This window comes from Bradyrhizobium oligotrophicum S58, assembly GCF_000344805.1.
Classification (GTDB): Bacteria; Pseudomonadota; Alphaproteobacteria; order Rhizobiales; family Xanthobacteraceae; genus Bradyrhizobium; species Bradyrhizobium oligotrophicum.
The window spans coordinates 1595133-1616504 of record NC_020453.1; the positions used below are offsets into that span (position 1 = coordinate 1595133).

General features: G+C 62.8%; 16 protein-coding genes. 9 read left to right on the forward strand and 7 right to left on the reverse strand.

From position 1 onward, the window contains the following. Positions 1 to 130: 130 nt before the first annotated feature. The 7 genes from S58_RS06940 to S58_RS06970 all read left to right on the forward strand — a co-directional run bounded on the left by S58_RS06940 (position 131) and on the right by S58_RS06970 (position 8394). On the forward strand, positions 131 to 2998 hold the full coding sequence (locus S58_RS06940; RefSeq protein ID WP_042338901.1) for an ATP-binding protein: 2868 nt from the start codon (positions 131 to 133) through the stop codon (positions 2996 to 2998). Between the two features lie 308 nt (positions 2999 to 3306). Then, positions 3307 to 4296 carry a helix-turn-helix domain-containing protein gene (locus tag S58_RS06945; RefSeq protein WP_015664551.1) on the forward strand — a complete coding sequence of 330 codons (990 nt, stop codon included), beginning with the start codon at positions 3307 to 3309 and terminating at the stop codon, positions 4294 to 4296. Between the two features lie 153 nt (positions 4297 to 4449). Continuing rightward, on the forward strand, positions 4450 to 5271 hold the full coding sequence (locus tag S58_RS06950) for an alpha/beta fold hydrolase (RefSeq protein ID WP_015664552.1): 822 nt from the start codon (positions 4450 to 4452) through the stop codon (positions 5269 to 5271). A gap of 143 nt (positions 5272 to 5414) precedes the next feature. Then, positions 5415 to 5915: a cytochrome P460 family protein gene (locus S58_RS06955; protein WP_144058260.1), complete on the forward strand. Its 501-nt coding sequence runs from the start codon at positions 5415 to 5417 to the stop codon at positions 5913 to 5915. Positions 5916 to 6300: 385 nt separating this feature from the next. Then, positions 6301 to 7209, forward strand: coding sequence for an alpha/beta fold hydrolase (locus S58_RS06960; RefSeq protein WP_377811991.1), 909 nt, complete (start codon positions 6301 to 6303; stop codon positions 7207 to 7209). 123 nt (positions 7210 to 7332) lie between these two features. Beyond that, positions 7333 to 7764, forward strand: coding sequence for a DUF6130 family protein (locus tag S58_RS06965; RefSeq protein WP_015664555.1), 432 nt, complete (start codon positions 7333 to 7335; stop codon positions 7762 to 7764). Positions 7765 to 7863: 99 nt separating this feature from the next. Then, entirely contained in the window at positions 7864 to 8394 is a 531-nt protein-coding gene (locus tag S58_RS06970; RefSeq protein ID WP_042338905.1) for a Dps family protein, read from the forward strand. A gap of 274 nt (positions 8395 to 8668) precedes the next feature. On the opposite strand, the gene S58_RS37320 is transcribed toward S58_RS06970, so the two are convergent. The 6 genes from S58_RS37320 to S58_RS06995 form a co-directional block, all read right to left on the reverse strand. Continuing rightward, entirely contained in the window at positions 8669 to 8974 is a 306-nt protein-coding gene (locus S58_RS37320) for a hypothetical protein (protein ID WP_144058261.1), read from the reverse strand. 172 nt (positions 8975 to 9146) lie between these two features. Next, positions 9147 to 9743: a redoxin domain-containing protein gene (locus S58_RS06975; RefSeq protein WP_015664559.1), complete on the reverse strand. Its 597-nt coding sequence runs from the start codon at positions 9741 to 9743 to the stop codon at positions 9147 to 9149. A gap of 45 nt (positions 9744 to 9788) precedes the next feature. Continuing rightward, positions 9789 to 11549 carry an MOSC and FAD-binding oxidoreductase domain-containing protein gene (locus tag S58_RS06980; protein ID WP_015664560.1) on the reverse strand — a complete coding sequence of 587 codons (1761 nt, stop codon included), beginning with the start codon at positions 11547 to 11549 and terminating at the stop codon, positions 9789 to 9791. Between the two features lie 157 nt (positions 11550 to 11706). Further along, entirely contained in the window at positions 11707 to 12759 is a 1053-nt protein-coding gene (locus S58_RS06985; RefSeq protein WP_015664561.1) for an alpha/beta fold hydrolase, read from the reverse strand. Between the two features lie 141 nt (positions 12760 to 12900). Further along, positions 12901 to 13602: a hypothetical protein gene (locus S58_RS06990; protein ID WP_015664562.1), complete on the reverse strand. Its 702-nt coding sequence runs from the start codon at positions 13600 to 13602 to the stop codon at positions 12901 to 12903. A gap of 119 nt (positions 13603 to 13721) precedes the next feature. Continuing rightward, positions 13722 to 16565: an ATP-binding protein gene (locus S58_RS06995; protein ID WP_015664563.1), complete on the reverse strand. Its 2844-nt coding sequence runs from the start codon at positions 16563 to 16565 to the stop codon at positions 13722 to 13724. A 203-nt stretch (positions 16566 to 16768) separates the two neighbouring features. Between S58_RS06995 and S58_RS07000 the strand changes: the two genes are divergently transcribed. Further along, positions 16769 to 17437, forward strand: coding sequence for a sensor histidine kinase (locus tag S58_RS07000; RefSeq protein ID WP_015664564.1), 669 nt, complete (start codon positions 16769 to 16771; stop codon positions 17435 to 17437). Positions 17438 to 17489: 52 nt separating this feature from the next. Here the strand turns inward: S58_RS07000 and S58_RS07005 are convergent, their stop codons facing one another. Next, positions 17490 to 20354, reverse strand: a complete 2865-nt coding sequence (locus tag S58_RS07005; RefSeq protein ID WP_015664565.1) for an ATP-binding protein — start codon at positions 20352 to 20354, stop codon at positions 17490 to 17492. A gap of 250 nt (positions 20355 to 20604) precedes the next feature. On the opposite strand from S58_RS07005, the gene S58_RS07010 reads away from it, so the two are divergent. After that, positions 20605 to 21294, forward strand: a complete 690-nt coding sequence (locus S58_RS07010; protein WP_015664566.1) for a VOC family protein — start codon at positions 20605 to 20607, stop codon at positions 21292 to 21294. Positions 21295 to 21372 lie beyond the last annotated feature (78 nt).

A 21372-nucleotide genomic window follows, 5' to 3' on the forward strand; every position in this document is an offset into this window, starting at 1 on the left:
CAAGCGAGCGATCGGTTGCAAAGTGTCGCAGGTCGATCGCGTAGGATGGATCTGTGATCGTTTGTGTCTCTGATTTTGACAAGCAGACATCTCAAGAATTGGCCGTTGGCGCCTTAGCGGGACATGCCGGATGATTCCTCAGGATTCGTTGCCGCAGGGGGATGAAGTGTCGTTCGGCTCGTTCATACTCCGGGTGAGTGAGCGGTCTCTGAGAAAGGGTGCGACGCCGGTCCACCTGCCGCCGCGCGCGCTGGATATTCTTCTTGTGCTTCTGCAGCAGGCGGGCAGCGTCGTCGACAAACATGATCTGATGGCGCGTGTCTGGCCGGACGTGACCGTCGATGCCGGCAGCCTGCGATTTCACATCGGCGTGTTGCGCAAGGTCCTGGGCGACGGAGAAGCCGGCGCCAGATTTGTCGCCACGGTGCCGGGCAAAGGGTACAGTTTCGTCTGTCCCGTATCATATCGGATGAGCGCAGAGGCGGACGATCGCAGTCGGGCTGTCGAGACGAACTATGGCCTGCCACCGCGTCTCAGCCGGATGATCGGTCGCGACGAAGTGGTCGAAAAAGTCTGCGGGATGCTCCTCAAGGATCGCTTCGTCACCATTGTTGGACCAGGCGGGATCGGCAAGACGACGGTGGCCATAGCTGCTGCGCATCAGAGGAACCCGCAGGTCGCCAGCGCCGTGGCCTTCTTCGACTTGGGGCCCCTGAACGATCCCATGCTCGTGCCGACGGCCGTGGCGTCGACGCTCGGTCTCATGGTTCAATCCGATGATCCGACGCCGGCCATCATCAGCTTTATCCGCGACAAGAACATGTTGCTGATCCTCGACAGTTGCGAGCACGTCATCACCTCGGCGGCGGCACTCGCCGAGCATATTTTTCAGCACGCACCGAAGGTGCGAATTCTCGCGACGAGCCGCGAGGCGCTGCGGGTGGAGGGAGAATATGTCTTCCAACTGCCGTCATTGGAGAATCCGCCCGTGAATGTGCAGACAGTCTCGGACGTGCTTGCGTTTCCGGCGGCGCAATTGTTCCTGGATCGCGTTCTCGCGAGTGGGTCATCATTCGAACTGAACGATGATGATGCTCCGATCGTCGGGGAAATCTGCCGACGATTGGATGGAATAGCACTGGCGATTGAAATCGCTGCAAGCCGGGTGATCGCCTTCGGGGTCAAAGGAACGGCTGCTCTGCTCGATGACCGGTTCAGGCTGCTGGGCCAGGGGCGGCGCACGGCTTTGCAGCGTCACCAGACGCTGACAGCTGCGCTGGATTGGAGTTACGGTCTGCTCTCCGACAACGAATCGCTTGTGCTTCGGCGGTCATCTGTCTTTGTCGGGTTTTTCTCGATGCGAGCCGTCGTTGCCGTGGTCGGGCCGGATGATCTCAGCGAGGAGCTCGCGTTCGAGGCCGTCGCAAGCCTCGTCGACAAGTCGCTGATAGCGGTCGCTTCAGGGACATCGGAGGCGCGCTATCGTCTGCTCGACACCACGCGCGCATACGCCTTGTCGAAGCTCATCGATCATGACGACGACAACGGCGTCTTCCAGCGACATGCCATATTTTATCTGAGGTGGGCCGAACAGCACGAGAGTGTTCGGCTGACCGAGGCAGGTCGTGACGGGGCCTCCGCTTACGACCCTCACCTCGGCAACATACGTGCAGCATTGGAGTGGAGCTTTCTTCAGACCGAAAAGTCGATCGCTATTGCACTGACCGCTGCGACTGCTCCACTGCTGCTTGAGTCGTCGTTGGTCACGGAATGTCGCCGCTGGACGGAGCTGGCGATGGTCAGTCTGGATGAGTCGAGCCGGGGGACGTCTCGAGAGGTGACCTTGCAGGCGGCGCTTGGCCTCTCGCTCATGTTTTCTCAAGGCAATAATCAGCAGGCCAGGACATCACTCGAAAGGGGACTTGAAGTGGCCGAGGACTTGGGGGATTTGCCAAGTCAACTGCAATTGATCGGTCGCCTTCATCTGTTTCACTACAGAACCGGAAATTTTCGCGAGGCTCTCAAATATGCCGAACGCAGTGAGGCCGTTGCACTGAAGATGAATGACCAGGGGGCGCTGGCGGCTGCAAGCTCCCTTCTGGGTGTCTCGCATCATCTCATGGAGGATCTCGAGAAGGCGCGTGGGTACCTGGAATCGGCTGTCAGGCACGTACCCGCTTCAAAGCATGTCGATTCACTCCGTCTTGGTCTTGACTATCGCAACCGCGCTGGAATCTGCCTGGCGCGTACGCTCTGGCTCCTTGGATACGCCGACCGGGCGACCAAATTGGCTCGGCAGGTCTCGATTGAGGCCGGCAAGTTGAATCATCCGCTTACGCTCTGCATCGCGCTGATCTGGGCTGTTTCAGTCTATCTCTGGAACGGAGATTGGGAAAACGCGGAGCAGAGCATCGAGCGACTGATCGATCACGCGCGCAATCGCGCAATAGTCGCCTATGAGGCGGCCGGAATTGGCGTGCGAGGCTATCTCGCTGTCATGCGAGGTGACCACCAGGCGGGGCTGCCGATGCTGAGATACGCCCTCATCGAGACGCGAGCGCATCGCTATGAACTGATGACGACAGCCTTCAAGAGTGCGTTGGCGGAAGGATTGCTGATGGCGGATCAAGCGAGAGAAGCGCTTGACGCGGCGGACGACGCACTTGCTACGGTGGCGCGAAATGGAGACATGTTCAATGCCGCCGAGCTTCTTCGCATCAAAGGTCACGTGTTCTTGGCCGAAACCATGAAAGACATGCCCAGGGCGGAGGGGCTTTTCATTCAATCCCTCGAAGCCGCGAAGGCATGCGGAGCCCGTGCGTGGGAGCTGCGAACGGCGACGAGCTTGGCCAGCCTGTGGTGCTCGCAGGGAAAGTTCGAGTCGTCCGTGGAACTCTTGGAGAACGTCCTGGAAAGCCGCACCGAAGGCTTCGGTCGCCCTGATTTCATCAGCGCCAGGAAATTGCTCAGTGATTGCGCCAGGCGCGCTGCGCCTTGACGGGGAACCCGGGCGGTCTACCGTCCCGAAGGAGACCCCTCACACAATCTAACACCTGTCTTTGAGCATTCTAACACGCCTCTCGGATGTTCTAACCCCCGGACTTGCTCAGGAATTGTACCTTGCAAGTGCCGAGCGACCAACACGAGAGTATCCACATATGCAAGAGTTGAAGGATCCCCAGAGGGGGGCGCTTGCCGGTTTTCAAGCTGGCGGCTGCCGTCGCAGCGACCGTGCTGGCATCGCTGCATCAAGCCGGCCCGCGCGCGCATCGAGATCGCCGTCCCCACCGATTCGGGGAGCCTGATATGAGCGTCCTCGATCAGACCGCCGCCGCAAGCCCAGGTTGGCCGGCGCACGCGTTTGGATCTGTCAAGACGCGCCGCACGCCTCCGAATCGTGGAGGCGCTGTGATAGCCCAGACGTCCTTGGACCGCGTTGATCTCTTCAGACAACTGGTCGTTCCGGCCGGCGAAGACGAGGTAGTGATCTCACACATTTCAAGACGCCTGGCCGGACATGGCTCCACGGAATCGCAAGCCAGGAAAGCGGGCTATGCGGTCTGCGTGCACCTGGATGAACTCGCCTCATACGACGTGTGGAGCGACGAGAGGCATTGCGCCAGTCCTCCGCTCGCGGCAGGCACAATTCACATCAGCGACATGCGACACACTTGGCAGGCAGATATTCAGAGCTCATTCCAGGTTGCCAATTTCTACCTACCTCAATCGGCTCTCGACGAGGTCGCCGAGGGGCAGGGCTCGCGGGGTGCGGGGACACTCCATTGTCCCATCGTGGAGACAAGATCGGACTCCGTCGTGACGAACGTTGCGATGGCGCTTCTGCCCGCTCTGATGCGTCCCGAACAGGCGAGCAAGATCTTTCTTGACCACGCCTGGAGAGCGCTGACGGCGCATTTGCTCAAAACATATGGATCGTCTGACGCGCGCCCGCAAATCGCCCGAGGCGGCCTTTCTCCATGGCAGGAGCGTCGGGCAAAGGAGATGCTGCTTGCAGACTTGAATGGCAATGTGACGTTGCCGGATCTCGCGCAGGCGTGCCGCCTGTCATGCAGTCACTTCAGTCAGGCATTTCGACGGACGGTGGGCTGTCCGCCACATCGATGGCTGCTATCTCAACGGGTCGAACGATCGAAGGAATTGATGCTCAACAGCGATCAACCGCTCAGCGAAATCGCGCTCAATGCCGGCTTCGCCGATCAAAGCCATTTCACGCGCGTATTTTCACGCATGGTCAAGACGAGCCCCGCCGCCTGGAAGCGTGCGCAGGAAAGGTAAGTGCGTCGGCGCAAAGAAATGCTTTCGTCACAAGGAGCAGAGAATACGAAAAGAAGCTGTAGTTCGTTCGCTCAATGATGCGTCAGTTGTAAGGCAACTCGGGTCCCGGCGGCTTTTCGTCGATGATCCCGACAAAACTCGACAGGAGCGGACATGAGCACAATCACGACGAAGGACGGTACGACGATCTACTATAACGATTGGGGTTCGGGTCGGCCGATCGTGTTCAGTCACGGATGGCCGCTGAGCGCGGACGCCTTCGAAGACCAGATGTTCTTCCTCGCCTCGCGTGGCTATCGTTGCATTGCTCTCGATCGGCGCGGGCATGGCCGTTCGAGCCAGCCTTGGCAGGGCAACGATCTCAGCACCTATGCCGACGATCTGGCGACGCTCGTCGATAAACTGGATCTGAAGCATGCGATCCATGTCGGGCATTCCACCGGCGGCGGCGAGGTGACCCGATATATCGGTCGGCACGGGACGGGCCGGGTGGCGAAGGCCATTCTGATAGGCGCCATTCCGCCGCTGATGCTCAAGACCGAAGCGAATCCCGGCGGCCTGCCGATCGCCGCGTTCGACGAGCTTCGCGCGAACGTGGCCGCCGACCGATCGAAGTTCTTCAAGGACTTGAGCCTGCCGTTCTATGGCTACAACCGATCCGGAGCGAAGATCTCGGAGGGAGTCCGTGAGTCCTTCTGGCTGCAGGGCATGATGGCCGGCTTTCCGGCGTCCTATTTCTGCATCAAGGCGTTCTCGGAAACAGACCTGACGGAGGACCTCAAGCGGTTCGACGTCCCCACTCTGGTCCTGCACGGGGACGACGACCAGATCGTTCCGATCGGCGCCTCGGCGCTGCTGTCGTCCAAGATCATCAAGGACGCGAAGCTCGTCGTCTACGAGGGCGCACCGCATGGCATGTGCACGACCCTCAAGGACCGAGTCAACGCCGAGCTGCTATCGTTCATTCAAGGCTAGCGGCTCATGCGCCGGCGCCCGACGGCACGTTGTCGAAGAAGCTCCGCACGGGCTCTGCACGCCGCACAAGGATCGCGTCGATGCGGAGCCCCTCGCATTCATAAGGTCATCGGCAGTTCGGCGGCACGACGATGGGACATGCGATGAACCGGGCGGCAAGGCTCGCCATTTTGATTGCGGCGACCGCGGGCGCCGTCTTCCTGCGATCCAGCGCGGCGCCCGGGGAGCTCGCGCTGTCGCCGATCTTCGGCGTTGGAATTCCGCCGGACTACCGCCATTGGGAGTTGGTCGGGGTGGCGCACGAAACCGGGTTGGACGAGCTCCGGGGCATTGTCGGTAACGCGGCGGCGATCGAGGCCTATCGGGCCGGAACGCTGCCGTTTCCGGACGGGGCGATCCTGGTCAAGCTGGCGTGGAAGCACGTCCAGTCGACGGAGTTCGAACCTGCGTTCGTACCCGGGCCCGCCACGACGGTCCAGGTCATGGTCAAGGACTCGATACGATACCGCTCGACCGGTGGCTGGGGCTTCGGTCGCTTCATCGATGGCCGCCCGGTCGACGAGGCTCAACATCAAACCTGCTTTGGCTGCCACGCCGCGGGGGTCAAAGAACACGACTTCGTCTTCACCCGACTTGCGCCTTGAGACTCGATTGCCCCTAGGGCGCCGACAGCGTTCCCGGAATGATGCTGAGCTGTCCAGATCGTCTCATTCAATTCGTCAGCGTGGCGAGATCCATTTCGGACGCGTCGTGCTCACCTCAAGCGATGCCGGCATCATCTGAACTCGTCGCCTTCGCGCGGACGGCAAGAACAGACAATCGGAAAGAGTCGCAGGCAAGAGCAGATCGATCCTCGCGGATAGTCTCTCCGGCATCGGCCGGCAAATGCAGATGGCGCGACGATCGCGTTGCCTGTCGGCGGTCGCACAGGCGCAACATCCCGGAGAAGCAGACATGATCAGATTGACACGATATATCAAGATCGCGGCTCTTGCCGCGTCCGTAGCTGCGCTCTCGCCGATCCCGACGATGGTGTCCGGACCGGCGCAGGCAATGGACGCGAGCCCCATTCCGGTTACTCACTATCGGACAGTAAAGATCGACGACATCGATATCTTCTATCGAGAAGCCGGGCCTGCGGATGCTCCGGTCATCTTGCTCCTTCACGGATTCCCGACGTCGTCACACATGTTCCGCAACCTGATTCCTCAACTGGCGTCCCGCTATCATGTGATCGCGCCGGATTATCCGGGCTTCGGCCAGAGCGCAGCTCCCGACCACAAGACGTTCGCCTATACGTTCGCTCACTTCGCCGACCTGACGGACGGTCTGCTGGGCAAGCTCGAGGTGAAGCGCTACGCGATGTACGTGATGGACTACGGCGCCCCGGTCGGCTACCGGCTCGCGCTGAAGCATCCGGAACGGGTGAGCGCGCTGATCATCCAGAACGGCAATGCCTACGAGGAGGGGCTCAAGAAGTTCTGGGATCCGATCAAGGCCTACTGGGCCGACGGATCGCCGGCGCACCGCAAAGCGCTGGAAGTGCTGATGAAGCTGGAGACGACGAAATTCCAGTACACCGACGGAATGAGCGACGTCAGCCGGATCGATCCGGACAATATCCTGCACGACCAGACCTTGCTGGACCGGCCGGGCAACATGGATATTCAACTCGACCTGTTCCACGACTACGGGTCGAACGTTCCGCTCTATCCGCAGTTTCAGGCGTTCTTCCGGGAGCGCAAGCCGCCGACCCTGATCGTCTGGGGAAAGAACGACTTCATCTTCCCGGCAGATGGCGCCGGTCCGTATCTGCGCGACCTGCCAGATGCCGAATTGCATCTGATCGACAGCGGCCACTTCGCACTCGAGGACAAGGCCGATGAGATGGTTCCGTTGATCCGCAGCTTTCTCGAACGGAAACTGCCGGCCTCCTGACGAGCGGCATACGCGGTAGTTCATCGGAGGCGCAGCACCAAGTCGGCACTGCGCCTGCAGATGCAGGACGTAAGCGGCCTTTCGGCGCGCTGGATCACTTTAGCTAACGCAAGGAAATCGAACATGGACGCCTCTTTCGACACGGACGCCAGGCCCGCCGGCAACGTGCCGTCGGTGACTCTCGACGCCGCGACGGCTCGCGATGTTCGCGGTCCGTCGGCTTTGCTTGCCCTCGATGATGAACCGCCTCCCAGGCTGATTGTGGATCCGCCGCTCGCCGGTCCTCTCCCAGCGGGAAAGGTCTTCATCCAATATAGAACGGAGAACCTGCGTGTGCTGCCGGTCTTCGGTGCCGGAGCCCTGGACGTGTCGCCGAGGGCTGGACACGTGCACGTCACGGTGGACGACGCGACCTGGCACTTCATCGACGCATCCGGCGAAACGGTTGTCCTCGTGGGCCTTGCTCCGGGCCCGCACCGCGTGCTGTTCGAATTGGCGGACCCGATCCACCGCGTAATCGACCGTCAAACGGTGCGGTTTACAATACCGGAATGATATCGGCCAAGGCATCGCACGTTCGTCCAATACCCTTGTCGTCAGGTGTGAGACGATCGACATCGCGGAGTAGTGGACAGAAACTGGAAGGGATCGAAGATGGATGCTGTGGAAACGAAGAAGCGCCGAGCCGCACCGCTGCAGACGCCAAGCGGCCTCGGGGCAAATGCTGTGCGCGACGTCTCGGGCGCGTTGACCGCGCTGCTGGCGGACATGCTGGCGCTTTACCTGAAGACCAAGAACTTCCATTGGCATGCGTCGGGGCCGCACTTCCGCGAAGATCACCTGATGCTGGATGATCAAAGTGCTCAAGTCCTCGCTACGACGGACGCCATCGCGGAGCGCGTGCGCAAGGTCGGCGGAACGACCATCAAATCCATCGGGCATGTCTCGCGCTTGCAGCGGGTCATCGACAACGATGCGGAGTACGTGACGCCGCTCGACATGCTCGCGGAGTTGCGCGACGACAACATGCAGCTGATCGCCCGGATGCGGGAGGCCCACCAGCTCTGCGAGGAGCACCGGGACGTCGCGAGCGCCAGCCTGCTCGAGCCGTGGATCGACGAAGCCGAAGGCCGGGTCTGGTTCCTGTTCGAGAGCAGTCGCCGATCACAATCGTCCGCCGGCTAGAGCCAGACCGCAGTCAATCGAGGCGAGCTTCGGAGGCGCGGCGATAAGCATTTTGGCGGGATACGATGGCCGCGACGTGCTCGACCGTCGCACTTTCATGGATGGGACGGCGGGTGCGCTGGCTTTACCTCTGCTGCCGGATCGCACGCTTGCGCGCAACGCCTATGCTTTCAAGCACGGGGCTTTCGATACCGGCTGCATCCACCGCCGAGATCAACTGTGGTGGCGCGCTGTTACGATAGCAAGCTGCGGCTACAGCAAGCGTCGCTAGTGGCTAGTTGTAGAGCCGGCGCAGCGCCTTGATGGCCTCTCGTTGCTCGTCGATTTGCTGCTGGATCGCCTTGCGAAGCTCCTTTGATCGCAACCTGTTGCTATCGGACTCGACCTCCTTGAGCGCAGATTCGGCGTCCGCCAGGATCTTCATCGTCATCTTGATACCGAGCCATTCTTGGGGCCATCGACATCCGAACGACAGCTGTTCGGCTACGGCGGCACCTTCCGGGACTCCACAGAATGTGCCTTGAGGTAGCTCAAGTTTGCCGAGCCGGCGTTGAGAAATTGATGCGCGCGCGGGCGGCATCTGGTGTGGCTGTACCCGTCACGACGTTGGATCAGCGTCAGGAGCAGCCAGACCCCATCGTTGCTTTTTGCACCGACAGGTCCCAGGCTCGGAAATGGTCGTCGTTAAGCGCCGCTGAGGACTTCTGATGAAGCGTTGAAATCCGGGGAGGCGTGCGGCTCTCGCGGCCCGCTCAATCCTGTTCGTCCCGGGGCAGGGCGGAGGCTCCGCCGTACGGGTAGAACAGGTCCTTTCGACCCTGCTGCCATGCGACTCTCAGTTCCGGCGTGGTGATGTCCCAGTCCGGTCTGCATTTCCTGCTGACGGCTCGCAGGTCCTGCCGGAGTTCTTCGACGGTGGGACGTCCGAAGAACCAGTAGCCGTTGTAGATCTTGTGAATGACACGGCCCGGCTCCAGCACCACGACATGAGGAATCATCGGGTTATGGACGGGATCAGTATACTCGGCGATGTCGAGGTCCTTCTGTACGATCCGCCGGGTGTCGGACAGAAAGGGCCAGTGCGCTCCGACGCCGCTGCGATATTCGTACGTCTGGGTAATGTTATCGGTCGTGATCGTGACCAGCCTGCAATAGCCGACCTCCATCTCACGGTGAAGCTCAAGCAATCCCTCGGCCTGTCGCCGGTCTTTTGGACAGAAGCCGCCGCGGCCGAGCACGACCACCATCGGTTCCTGCCCCTGCAACTCGGAGAGCTTTCGATGCTTCCCTGTGTGGTCGCTGAGCTCGTAGTCCGGAAACGTCGCTCCTGGCGTCATGTCGGATCGCATCTCAACCACTCCTCCACGATTTCGTGAAGCCGCAGCCCGCGGCTATTACAGATCGATCACGATGTCACCCTCAGGATGGGCGCAGCAGATCAGCACGTTCCCCTCCGTCGGTGCATCAACGGGAGCCGGCTGATAGCCGACCGCCCCTCCCACCAGTCCGGTCTCGCAGGTGTGGCACACCCCGGCTCGACATGACCACCGCACAGGCACGTCACAGGCCTCCGCCAACTCCAGCAATGTCTTGGAGCGGGGGTCCCAGTGAACATTGAGACCGCTCCGGGCGAACGACACCATGGGTCCTGTGCCGGCCGGTCCTGCCGGCAGGTGCGGCGCCTTGCGCGGCGATGCGGCAATGCCCGGTGAAATCGACGGGCCGGCGCCGAACAGCTCGGTATGAATGCGCTCTGGCGATACGTCGAGCGTCGAGAGGCCGGCTGTCAAGGCGCTCATGAAGGTCGACGGACCGCAGATGTAGAAGTCGCCATCGCGGGGAATGCCGATCTCGGCGAGGGCCTGCGTGTTCAGCCGTCCTTCGGCGTCGAAATCCAACTTCGGTCGATCCCCAGGTTCTGGCGCGCTGTAGCAGATATAGCTGTGATGATGCGCAAGCGTCGCGAGCAGCTCGCGGCTCTCGGCGGCAAACGCATGCTCGCGGCCGTTTCGGGTTCCGTGCAACCACCAGACGTCGCGCGTCGAAGCTTCGGCCGACAGCGCGTGGAGCATCGCCAGCACCGGCGTCACGCCAATTCCTGCACTCAGGAGAACAACGGGCGCGTCACCCGGGCGCAGCGTGAAGCTTCCACGCGCTGCGCTTGCCTGCACGAGGTCGCCGGCACGGAGGTGCGTATCGATGTAGGTGCCGGCCGCACCATGCGGCTCTCGTTTGACGCTGACGCGATAGACCGCGGCGCTCGGCTGTCCCGACAGCGAATAGCTGCGCATCAGCGCGGTCTCGGACGACGTTCCGAGGCGCAACACCACGAACTGTCCGGGAAGGGCGGTGGCGACAGGCTGACCATCGGCGGGCGCGAGCAGCAGCGAGGTCACATCGTCGCTTTCGTGTACCATGCGGCCCACGCGGAAAGAGCGAAACCCGGACCATGCCGGGGATGGGCCGGACGCCGGACCAAGTCCGGCGTTTCCCGATGCCGCACCGCCCTTGTCCTCTTGGGTGAGCAGTGCCTCGAAGGAACGGCGCCAACCGATGCTCAGCGCTGGAATGCGCAGTGCGCGCTGCAGCTGTTCGCGGGGGTGACCGGGCAGATAAAGCAGCGCATCGATCTCGGACACACTCATGCGCTCGGGTCCGGAAGCGACCAGCGCGATCTCGTCACCGGCTTCGACGTCCCCTTCCTTGAGAACACGAAGGTAGAAGCCGGGCCGGCCGTGCTTCACCAGCAGTGCGGCCATGTCCGGCTCGTTCATGCGGATGCCGACCCGGTAACACGTCACCCGAGGCTGCGTCACCTCGAACAGAGCGCTTCCGATCCGGTAGCGGTCTCCGATGCACACCTCGGCGTCCGGCAGGCCGTCGACAGTGAGGTTCTCGCCGAACTGTCCGTAAGTGAGGTCGGAGCGACCCAACTGCTTCTGCCAGTATTGGTAGGACTCATGCTGATAAACCAACACGGCCCGGTGCTCGCCGCCGTGGCCCGCCAGATCGCCCTGTCCGTCGCCATCGATGTTGAGGCGGCGGACCTTGCGCGGTCCGCTCACCGGCGCCTTCCAAATGCCGGTGTGGACCGTCTTGCCTTGCCAGGGGATGTCGCGAGGCAAGCCGACATTCACCGAAAGCACGCGTCCCATGAGGCTTCTCTCCGGGGTAAATTGCGTTCATCCGAACAACAGCGGCGGACCAAACTGGATCAGCGCCAGGAGGATAGCGGCGGCCAGTATCGCAATCACGATCGTTCTGCGCATGATATCGTCTATCCCTTTGCTAGCGAACCAACCCCTCCGCCGGCTACACGCCGGCGGCGACGTCGATGATCGCATCGGCAAAGGCCTTGGGAGCCTCCTGCGGCAGGTTGTGTCCGATTCCGCCCTTGACGGTGCGGTGCGCGTATTTCCCCGAGAACATCTTTGCATAGGCCGACGGCTCGGGATGCGGCGCGCCGTTGGCGTCGCCTTCCATGGTTATCGTGGGCACGCCGATGACGGGAGATTGCGCCAGCCGCCGCTCCTCGTCGTCGTACTTCGCTTCGCCCTCGGCGAGCCCGAGGCGCCAACGATAATTGTGGATCACGATCGCGACGTGATCCGGATTGTCGAAAGCCGCTGCGCTGCGCTCGAAGGTCGCGTCATCAAAGTGCCACTGCGGTGAAGCGAGCTGCCAGATCAGCTTCGAGAACTCGCGCCGGTACCTGTCATAGCCGTCGCGACCGCGTTCGGTCGCGAAATAGAATTGATACCACCACTGAAGTTCCGCCTTCGGCGGCAACGGCATCTTCCCGGCTTGCTGGCTGCCGATGAGATAGCCGCTGACCGAGACCATGGCCTTGCAGCGCTCGGGCCACAGCGCCGCCATGATGTTGGCGGTTCGCGCGCCCCAGTCGAAGCCGGCGACCGTCGCCTTCTCGATCTTGAGGGCATCCATCAGGGCGATGATGTCGGTCGCGATGGCGGAAGGCTGTCCGTTCCGGATGGTTGCGTCGGACAGGAAGCGCGTCGTCCCGTAGCCGCGCAGATAAGGCACGATCACGCGATAGCCCGCCGACGCAAGGATGGGCGCGACATCGACGAAGCTGTAGATGTCGTAGGGCCAGCCGTGCAGGAGAATCACGGGCGATCCGTTGGCGGGACCAGCCTCAGCGTAACCGATATCGAGGAGGCCGGCATTGATCTGCTTCAGCGCGCCGAACGACGGATTGCTTCCTGGCTTGACGGTTGACCCGGCTTTCGCCGACTGGCCGATCTCCGCGTTGGCCGTAGCGCTCAGCGAAAGTTGTGCGGCCGCCAGCGTCATGACTGCACTGCCAAAGAAGCGACGTCGACCATGATTTATCTTGTCGGACATGCTTTTCTCCTGTCTTCGTCGTTTCAGGTTGTTTCAATGAGCTCTGCGATGTCGTTGAGTCTGCACCGATGTCGGGCCGTTGGCTCGTTATGTCGTGTTAGACGTTGAGAGCGGGTGTCCTGCACTCGTGGCTTGCGACCGCTACTCGAAAGACGCGTCGAAGATCTCGACGTCGATCAGAACGGGCTTGGCGTTCACCGTTCCGTCAGGTTGACGCATCTGCGAACGACGAAGGGTTGGCACGACGATGCCGTCGAAGCTCTCATGGGCCCAGGAGTAGTGCGCGACTTTCATGCCCAGGCAATCGTGATCGGTCCGCCGCTGCAGGGCATTCTCGTCGAAGTAAAAGATCTGCTCGCCCGCAAAGGTGACAAGTTTGGGCGGTAACTGCGCACGCAGGCGCCGCCAGGTTTCGATGCCTTCCTCCCAGGAAGGCAGTTCCTCGACGACAACATCGGAACGGGCGAGGAGAAAGGGCGTGGTCAGATAGTTCCAGATCATGACGCCGCAAAAGAAGATCAGATGCAGTTCGTCCGCGAGAACCTGCGGGCTGGCGTCAAACGTGTCGGGGTTGCTCCAGGTCTGCAAGACCTCGCCATCGACGCTTTCGATCGTGATCGCGTCCGGCTGAAACGCGCCCGACTGTTCGCCGCCGGTGATGCCGGTGAAGCGGACCGATTGGGTTCGTGTCGATCCCTCCGCGATGACGTCCTTGAATTCGCGGGCATGTCCTGCGCTCGAGAACAGCGTCCCGCCAACGGAAAGATGCAGTGTGAACCGGCTCAGGCTGTTCCAGCGCGCGATGCCGCCGTTCGCGTCGATTACATCGTCAAGAAGAGCCATGTCGTGTCGTATCCACCGGAAAGCGGACCCACCATGGCGGGGCATGGGCGGCTTGGCGTGTTAGAAATTGTTAGGAGTTGCAAGGGCTGGACGCGACGGAATGACGTAAGAAGGTGCCCTTAATCGAGGGCGCCGAGGAAATCCTTCGCGCGGGCCAGATCGCGGCTCGCGACCCCTTCCTGATAGTGTGCCACGAGCGGCGCCAGCATGCGGCTTGCCTCGCCGACGCGTCCGGTCCGCTGCCAGATGCGGCCGAGGCTCAGGGCTCCGCGCAGCTCCCAGGCGAGGGCGCATTGCCGGCGCGACAGCGCCAGCGAGCTTTCGAGGCAGGTCTCGGCCTCCGCGTCGTGCCCCAATTGGGCGAGGATGTCCCCCCTGACCCGCAGCATCTCCGGCATGTCGAAGGATTCGCCGTGGTCGCCGATCTGGGCGATCGCCTCGTCGATCGTGCCCAGAGCTTCCTCGGGCCTGCCTTGGGACGTCAGTCCCTCCGCGAGCGCCGTCGCGAACACTGTCGTCATGATCCGGTGCCGCGTCGCATACAACGTGGCCTGGCTGCGGCGCAGGTGCTCGACGGCGTCGTCGACGTCGCCGCGCTGCAGGAGAAGCAGGCCCTTCTGGCCGATGCCGACCGCGTGGTAAGGGCCGAGGAAGTGCCGCGCGGCATGATCGATCAGCCGCTCGATCATGCTCTCGGCGCTGGCGCAGTCGCCCACCCACAGAAACACGTAGATCGTCCAGATCAGCGCAATACCGAGCGTCAGCGGCTGTTCGAGCTGCTCTGCCTCGCGAACGGTGTATCGGGCCGCCTCTATGGCGCGATCGGGCCGGCCTGTGAGCCAGAGGCCGCGCGCCAGCGCGACCAGCGCGACGATGCGGTCGTCATAGCCGAGATGCCCGATATTCAGCCGCTGCGAGCCCGGGTTGTGCACCATCGCGCTTTCACAGAACTGAACGGCCTTGTCCTGATTGCCGATCAGGTGATGTGCCACGCCAAGCATCCATTCGACGTTCAGCGTGCTCGTCGGGTCGTTCAGCCGGCTGGCCACGTTCTCGCCCTGCTCGCTGACTTCGAGCGCCCCGTGAAAATCCCCGACGCGGGTCAGGTAAATGTGCAGTCCGCGCAACAGCCATAGCTGCCAATGCAGGTCGTCGAGCTCCTGGGCGAGATGCAGGCTTCGTGTGAAGGCCGACCGAACCGCTTCGGTGTTGCCCTGCGTGAACATCACGGAGACGCCGAGCGCGGCCTGAAGTGTCATCTCCTGCCGTGCGTCCGCAGGAGCCGCGTCGAGCGCCGCCAGCGCCTGCTGGGTCCAGCGGTAGCACTCCGTCAGCAGCGTCAGCTCGAGGAAGAACTGGGCCGCTGAAGCGGCCAGATCGACGCCGATGACCCAGTCGCCTTCGTCGGAGAAGCCCCAGGCCAGTGCGGCCCGCACGTTGGGCAGGTGATCTGCATAGGGCAGGAATCCGCCGGCGCTTTGCAGGCCGTTGGACTTGAGGGAGATATCGAGCAGGAAGTCGCGGAAATATTCGGCGTGAGCGCGCGCGACCCGAGGCGCTTCCCCGCTCTCGACGAGCTTGTCCGCCACGAAGGCGCGGGTGGTGTCGAGCAGTCGATACCGGAGCCGCCGCTGCGCGGGCGACGTGGCAATCAGAGATTTGGAGAGCAGGTTCGAGATCGCTTCCATGCCCGCCGGCTCGTCGATGCCCTGGCATGATGCGACGGCAAGCGCGGCCTCCAGCGTGAACGGGCCGACGAACACCGACAGGCCGCGCAGCACGGCACTTTCGACCGGCGGCAACAGGTCGTAGCTCCAGCTGAGCGCCGCGCTCAGCGTCTGGTGCCGGGGGATCGCGGTGCGCCGCCCGCGCCACAACAGCGAGAAGCGGCTGTCGAGAAGCTCGGCAGTCCCGGCAATTCCGTAGGCGTTGACCCGGCCCGCGGCGAGTTCGATCGCCAGCGCGATGCCGTCGAGGCGCCGGCATATGTCGGCAACGAGAGGCGCCTCGTCATCGCTCAGCTCGAATTCGCTGAGGCTCTCGGCAATTCGCTCGACGAAGAGCTGGCTCGCTGGATAGGCGAGGATATCGGCGACGCCAAGTCCGTCCTGTTGTGGCGGACAATCCAACGGGAACAGCCGATAGACGCGCTCGCCCTCTGAGCGCAGGGATTCGCGACTCGTCGCCATGACGTGCAGGTTCGGCGCCTCGCGAACCAGGCGTTCGGTCAATGGCGCGAGCTCGTCGAGGAGGTGCTCGCAGCTGTCGAACACCAGCAGCATTTGCCGGCTGCGCAGGAACGTCAACAGTCCCGGTATCGGATCCTCGGAATTGACGGTCAGGCCAAGTGCACTGGCGATGCTGCCGGGCACCAGCCTTGCATCGCTCACCGCGCCGAAATCGACGAAGCTGACCTGGCCGTCGAATGCTGCGAGGTGGCGGTGCGCGACGGCCAGAGCGACCGAGGTCTTGCCGATGCCGCCCGGACCGACAATCGTGACGAACCGATGCAGGGAGAGCTCGGACGTGATCTTTTCAACCGCATCGTCCCGCCCGATCATCCTGGTGAGGGGGGCCGGAAGGAGGCGGACCGACGAGGCGATCTCGGTCGATCGACCCTCCGAGGGAGCAGTCCGCGACAGCGGCACGGCGAAACAATAGCCGCGTCCGGGCACGTTGACGACGTAGCGGGAGCCTTCATTGCCCTCGCCAAGCGCCTTGCGCAGTGCGGCGATGTGGAACCGCAGGCTGCCCTCGTCCACATTCACGTCGGCCCACACCCGCTTGACGAGCTCGCGCTTGTCGACGACTTCACCGGCCCGTTCAGCAAGACAGATCAGGATATCGAGCGCGCGGCCGCCGAGGTGAAGCGGAGCGCCGTCCTTCTCCAGCAGCCGCGATTTCGGAAATAGCCGAAATGGCCCGAAAGCGACGGCCGAATCCTGGTTGTCATTCTCTGCCACGCAATTCTCGTCCGTCGAACGTTTCGCACATTTGCGGAGGATTCTTCGAACCAGAAACAACAGTCCAGCGGCCTGCAAACCGGCGGCATCGCCGTCGCGCCGCGACGATCATAACAAAATCTTGCAACGTCTAACGAGCAAAAATCGCAGGCCTCCTCCATTGTGACGGCAGGCCAAGGCTGATGATCAGCGGGGAGGCTGCGATGCCCGGTATCGGAACTCGTCCAAAAGACGATATTGTTCAATCTCATCTGGCCGCCAATCTCGGCGACCGGGCCGACTGGGACCTGGTGCTGCGGGAATCGCATCATCGGATGAAGAACACGCTGACGCTGCTCGGTGCGTCAGTCCGCCGCGATCTGACGCGGGCGAGGCCGGGCGAAGTGTCGGCTGCCGTGGACCGGTTCGAGCGGCGCCTCGTCGCCTTCGGCAGGCTCTATCAATTTTTATCGAATGACGAGGGTCGTCCGGCGGTCTCCGTTGCGACCTTCTTCGAGGCACTTTGCGGGGCGGTGTCCGAGGCAATTCTGGAGCCTGCGGGGATCCGTTGTGAAGCCGCCATCGAGGACGGCATGCTGCCCGCATCGCAATGTCATCGGCTCGCTCTGATGCTGACCGAGCTGATCACCAATGCGGCTAAGCACGCCTTTCCGACCAGGAACGATGCACTGATCCGCATCGACGTGCTCCAGCGTGACGGTTGCTGGCTCTGCACGGTGACCGACAACGGGATCGGGGCGACCGGCCCGCTTCAGGGCACCGGGAGTCGTATTCTGGAAGGCCTGGCGCGAAGCATCCAGGCCCGGATGCACGGAGAGACCGGACAAGACGGCACGCGCGTGACCATTGCCATGTCAGCCCTCGCCGATTGACGTCGGTCTGCTGGATTTCTGCGGACGACGGGGCCAGTTGCCTAGGATGCGATCACGACAGATCCGCCAGCAGCCGCTTTGCGGCAAGCAGATCGGCAGTATCGAATCCCTCGTCGAACCTGTCAAACACCGGCCGGAGCGTCTGGTGCGCGGCCCTCCGTTGGCCTTTGCCGGCCAACACCACCGCAAGATCATGCGCTGCGCGCAATTCCCAGCCTCGCGCACCCTGACTGCGACTTAGAGCTAGGGACTCCTCGAGACAGGCCTGGCCGGCCTCGATGCGCAGCGGGACCATCGACAGAAGCAATCCTGCCTTCACCCGCAACAATTCCGGCATGTAGCAGGTGTCGCCATTGCGACCGACATGCCGGATCGTCTCGTCGAGGTGGGCGATTGCCGCATCAGGCCGGCCCGTCGCTGCGAGGCCTTGTGCCAGCGAGATGTTGAACTCGGTGGTGATGAGCTCGTAGCGCACGGCGTGGATCGCTGCGAGGGAAGCGCGCAGGCTCGCGACGCCCTCGGCAACGTTGCCTTGCCGAATGGCAAGCTGCGCCCTGCGCGCGCGCCCGACCGCTGCGAGCGGACCGAGCGAGTTCGACTCGGCCATGGTGATGGACGCATCGATATGCCTCTCGGCATTACGTAGATCCCCGGTCCACAGGAAGATCGATGCGGACCAGGCGAGCAGGACGGTCACCGAAGCCGGATGATCCATCTGCCGCGCGCCATCGACGAACTCATGGACGCGTTGCACGGCCTGAGCCGGATAGCCCTGCAGCCACAGCGTGCGTGCCAAGGCGATGCCGGCCCGGTAATGCCTGTCATGGACGAGATAGATCGTGCGGCTCTGTAGTGACGGCGACCAGGTCCTGAACAGCTCTTCGAGCTCCCCGCGCGCGCCGCTCAGATCTCCCATCATCAGAAGCGATCGACCCAGGATGGAATGTGCAAGCGCAAGGGCCGCCGGATCGTCGACATTGTCGGCAACGGTCCGGCACCGCCGCGCGAAGGACAGCGCAACGTCGAAGTCGCCGCCCCGGAAGTGGAACATGTGAAGCATGCCGAGCAAGCCGGCCTCATTGGGAGCGTCATGTTCTTCCCGCGCGATCTCCAGGCTGCTGTTCAGGGCCGCGCGTGCGCGCTCATTTTCCCCGTAAAGATGCATGGACGAGATGCCGAGCCCAGCCTGCAGATGCATCTGCTCCGTTCTGCTGGTGGCCTGGCCGGCGGCCAATGCCCGTTCCGACCAGTGGTGGCATTCAGGCAGCAGCGACATGGCCAGCAAGACCGGCACGGCGGCGGCTGCGAGTTCGACGCCGGTTCGCAGGTCGCCGCTCGCGCCGAAGCACCATTCCAGCGCAGCGCGAACATTGCTGATGGCGGCAAAATAGGGAGCGCGTTCTGTCCCGGACATGAGGCTCGACCATTCGGAGCCGGCCCGCTTTAGCCAGTCCCTGCAATAGCGGGCATGGCGAACCGCCAGGGCCGCGGTCTCGCGCTCGTCGGCCGCCCTATCGAGGGCGTAGGTGCGCGTCGTGTCGAGCAGGCGATATCGCATGACGGTGCCGAGCGAACGGGTCGCGACCATCGATTTTGCGACCAGGCTGTCGATCGCCGCAAACACGTCGGCCTGATCGAGCCCGTCGCCGGCCACGACGGCCAGTGCCGCGTCCAGCGTGAAGTTTCCGACGAAGATCGCAAGCCGGCGAAGCACCATGCGCTCGGTTTCGGAGAGTAGGCCGTAGCTCCAGTCGAGTGTCGCCTGGAGGGTGCGCTGACGTGGCGGCGCCGTGCGGGGGCCCGCCCACATTTGCGACAGCCGCTGGTCGAGAAGGGCCTCGGTCTCGTTCAAGCCGTAGACATCGACGCGACGTGCCGCCAGTTCGATCGCAAGCGCGACCCCGTCGAGCTTGCGGCAGATGCGTGCGATGATGGCCGCATCGGAGTCGTCGAAGGCCAGATTGGCCCCGCTGGCCGTTGCGCGTTCGACGAACAACTGGGTGGCTGGAAACGTCCGGACGGTGTCGGCCGAGAGCAGTTCCCGGTCGTCGACAGGAAAGGCAAGCGGGTCCAGCCGGTAGACATGCTCGCCCTCGACCTGGAGCGTTTCGCGGCTGGTCGCGAGAATATGAACCCGCGGCGCGTTGTTGAAGATGGCCGCCGCGAGCACGGCGACGGCCGCGATCAGATGCTCGCAGGTGTCGAGAACGAGCAGAAGAGACTTGTCCCTGAGATGGGAAATCAGGCTGGACATGACGTCCTGGCTTTGCACGGACAGGCCGAGCGTGGAAGCGACGCCGGTGGCGACAAGCCCGGGATCGCTCAGCATGCTCAGATCGACGAAGAGGACTGCGCCGTCGAAAGCGGTGCGTAGTTGATGGGCAGCCGCCACCGCGACGGTGGTCTTGCCAATTCCGCCAGAGCCTACGATGGTCACAAACCGCCTGGCGTAGAGCTGGTTCGATAGCCTTTCGAGGTCGTCCTCACGATCGATCATCGCGCTCAGCCGGTTGGGCAGATTGTAGTGCGCAAACGCCGGCGAACCGTCGGAGAGGAGATGAGGCTGGTTGCGAACCGGACGGGGCGTCCGCGAGATCGCCGCGACAAAGCTGTAACCGCGGCCGGGTGTCGTTGAGATGTATCGCGCGCCGTCCTTTCCGTCGTCGAGGACCTTGCGAAGGGCCGCGACGTGGAAGCGCAGGCTGCCCTCTTCGACCGCGATGCCGGGCCAGACTTTCGCAATCAGCTCGGCCTTGTCGATGATCTCGTTGGGACGCGACAGCAGCGTCACCAGGATTTCAAAGGCCCGTGCCCCGAGCTCCATGCGGACACCATGTCTCGTCAGCCGTCTCTCGTTGACGATCAGCTCAAACGGACCGAATGAGATCGTATCCTGCCTCTGCGCCGGCGGCGGCATCGTTGCGTAGCCTTTCTTAGCGCTTTGGATTTGGTTGGGATTTTAGGTCGGAACCAGCGTCCGCGCCACATCAATGACGCACAAGTTCGGCGGGGATTCCACCGGCCGCGACGGGTCTCCCAAGCTGCTCGCAACAGCTAACGGCCTCTAACAACCCATAACGCGCAATATTCCTGGGATCGCGCGATGGTCTCGTGGCGATTGGGGCTTCGGAAGCACAACACCCAATCTTCGCACCAGGGAGACCGCCATGACCACGACCGAGATGGAACGGCAAGCCGACGTCAAGCTCTCGACATCGCGCGGAGTTGATCTGAAGCTCGAGGTCATCGTCATTCCCGTTTCCGACGTCGATCGCGCGAAGTCCTTCTACACGGCTCTGGGCTGGCGGCTGGACGCCGATTTTGCGTCAGGCCCGGACTACCGCGTGGTCCAGTTCACGCCGCCCGGCTCGGCCTGCGCGGTGATCTTCGGCACGAACGTCACGGCAGCGGCGCCCGGCTCGGCGCGAGGCCTGTACCTCATCGTTTCGGATCTCGAAGCCGCTCGCAACGAGCTGCTCGGCCGCGGTGTCAAGGTCAGTGAGCCATTCCACGACGCCGGCGGCAATTTCGTCGGACCTGATGAGCCATACCTCTTCGGCCGTCGTCGCATCGATGGCGTCGACTCCGAGCATCGAAGCTATCGTTCGTTCGCCTCGTTCAGTGATCCCGACGGCAATGGCTGGCTCTTGCAGGAGGTGACCGCACGGCTTCCTGGACGCGTCGAGCCTGCCGCCACGGTTTTTACGTCGTCAATAGAGCTCGCCGCAGCGCTGCGGCGCGCGGCGTCCGCGCATGGTGAGCACGAGAAGCGCGGGGGAGAGCACGATGATAATTGGGCGGACTGGTACGCCGACTACATCGCGCGCGAGCAGTCCGGAGAGTCGTTGCCATCCTGATGCCCGACGAAAGGATCAGGAAAATCGCGATGGCGCTTGGTCGCCTCGATGTTGGCGCGGGTCGTAGCGCCGCGATGT

Excerpts from the sequence above, each read along its gene's own strand:
- S58_RS06940 (WP_042338901.1), top strand. The coding sequence starts at position 131 with ATGATTCCTCAGGATTCGTTGCCGCAGGGGGATGAAGTGTCGTTCGGC.
- S58_RS06945 (WP_015664551.1), top strand. The coding sequence starts at position 3,307 with ATGAGCGTCCTCGATCAGACCGCCGCCGCAAGCCCAGGTTGGCCGGCG.
- S58_RS06950 (WP_015664552.1), top strand. The coding sequence starts at position 4,450 with ATGAGCACAATCACGACGAAGGACGGTACGACGATCTACTATAACGAT.
- S58_RS06955 (WP_144058260.1), top strand. The coding sequence starts at position 5,415 with ATGAACCGGGCGGCAAGGCTCGCCATTTTGATTGCGGCGACCGCGGGC.
- S58_RS06960 (WP_377811991.1), top strand. The coding sequence starts at position 6,301 with ATGGTGTCCGGACCGGCGCAGGCAATGGACGCGAGCCCCATTCCGGTT.
- S58_RS06965 (WP_015664555.1), top strand. The coding sequence starts at position 7,333 with ATGGACGCCTCTTTCGACACGGACGCCAGGCCCGCCGGCAACGTGCCG.
- S58_RS06970 (WP_042338905.1), top strand. The coding sequence starts at position 7,864 with ATGGATGCTGTGGAAACGAAGAAGCGCCGAGCCGCACCGCTGCAGACG.
- S58_RS37320 (WP_144058261.1), bottom strand. The coding sequence starts at position 8,974 with ATGCCGCCCGCGCGCGCATCAATTTCTCAACGCCGGCTCGGCAAACTT.
- S58_RS06975 (WP_015664559.1), bottom strand. The coding sequence starts at position 9,743 with ATGCGATCCGACATGACGCCAGGAGCGACGTTTCCGGACTACGAGCTC.
- S58_RS06980 (WP_015664560.1), bottom strand. The coding sequence starts at position 11,549 with ATGGGACGCGTGCTTTCGGTGAATGTCGGCTTGCCTCGCGACATCCCC.
- S58_RS06985 (WP_015664561.1), bottom strand. The coding sequence starts at position 12,759 with ATGTCCGACAAGATAAATCATGGTCGACGTCGCTTCTTTGGCAGTGCA.
- S58_RS06990 (WP_015664562.1), bottom strand. The coding sequence starts at position 13,602 with ATGGCTCTTCTTGACGATGTAATCGACGCGAACGGCGGCATCGCGCGC.
- S58_RS07000 (WP_015664564.1), top strand. The coding sequence starts at position 16,769 with ATGCCCGGTATCGGAACTCGTCCAAAAGACGATATTGTTCAATCTCAT.
- S58_RS07005 (WP_015664565.1), bottom strand. The coding sequence starts at position 20,354 with ATGCCGCCGCCGGCGCAGAGGCAGGATACGATCTCATTCGGTCCGTTT.
- S58_RS07010 (WP_015664566.1), top strand. The coding sequence starts at position 20,605 with ATGACCACGACCGAGATGGAACGGCAAGCCGACGTCAAGCTCTCGACA.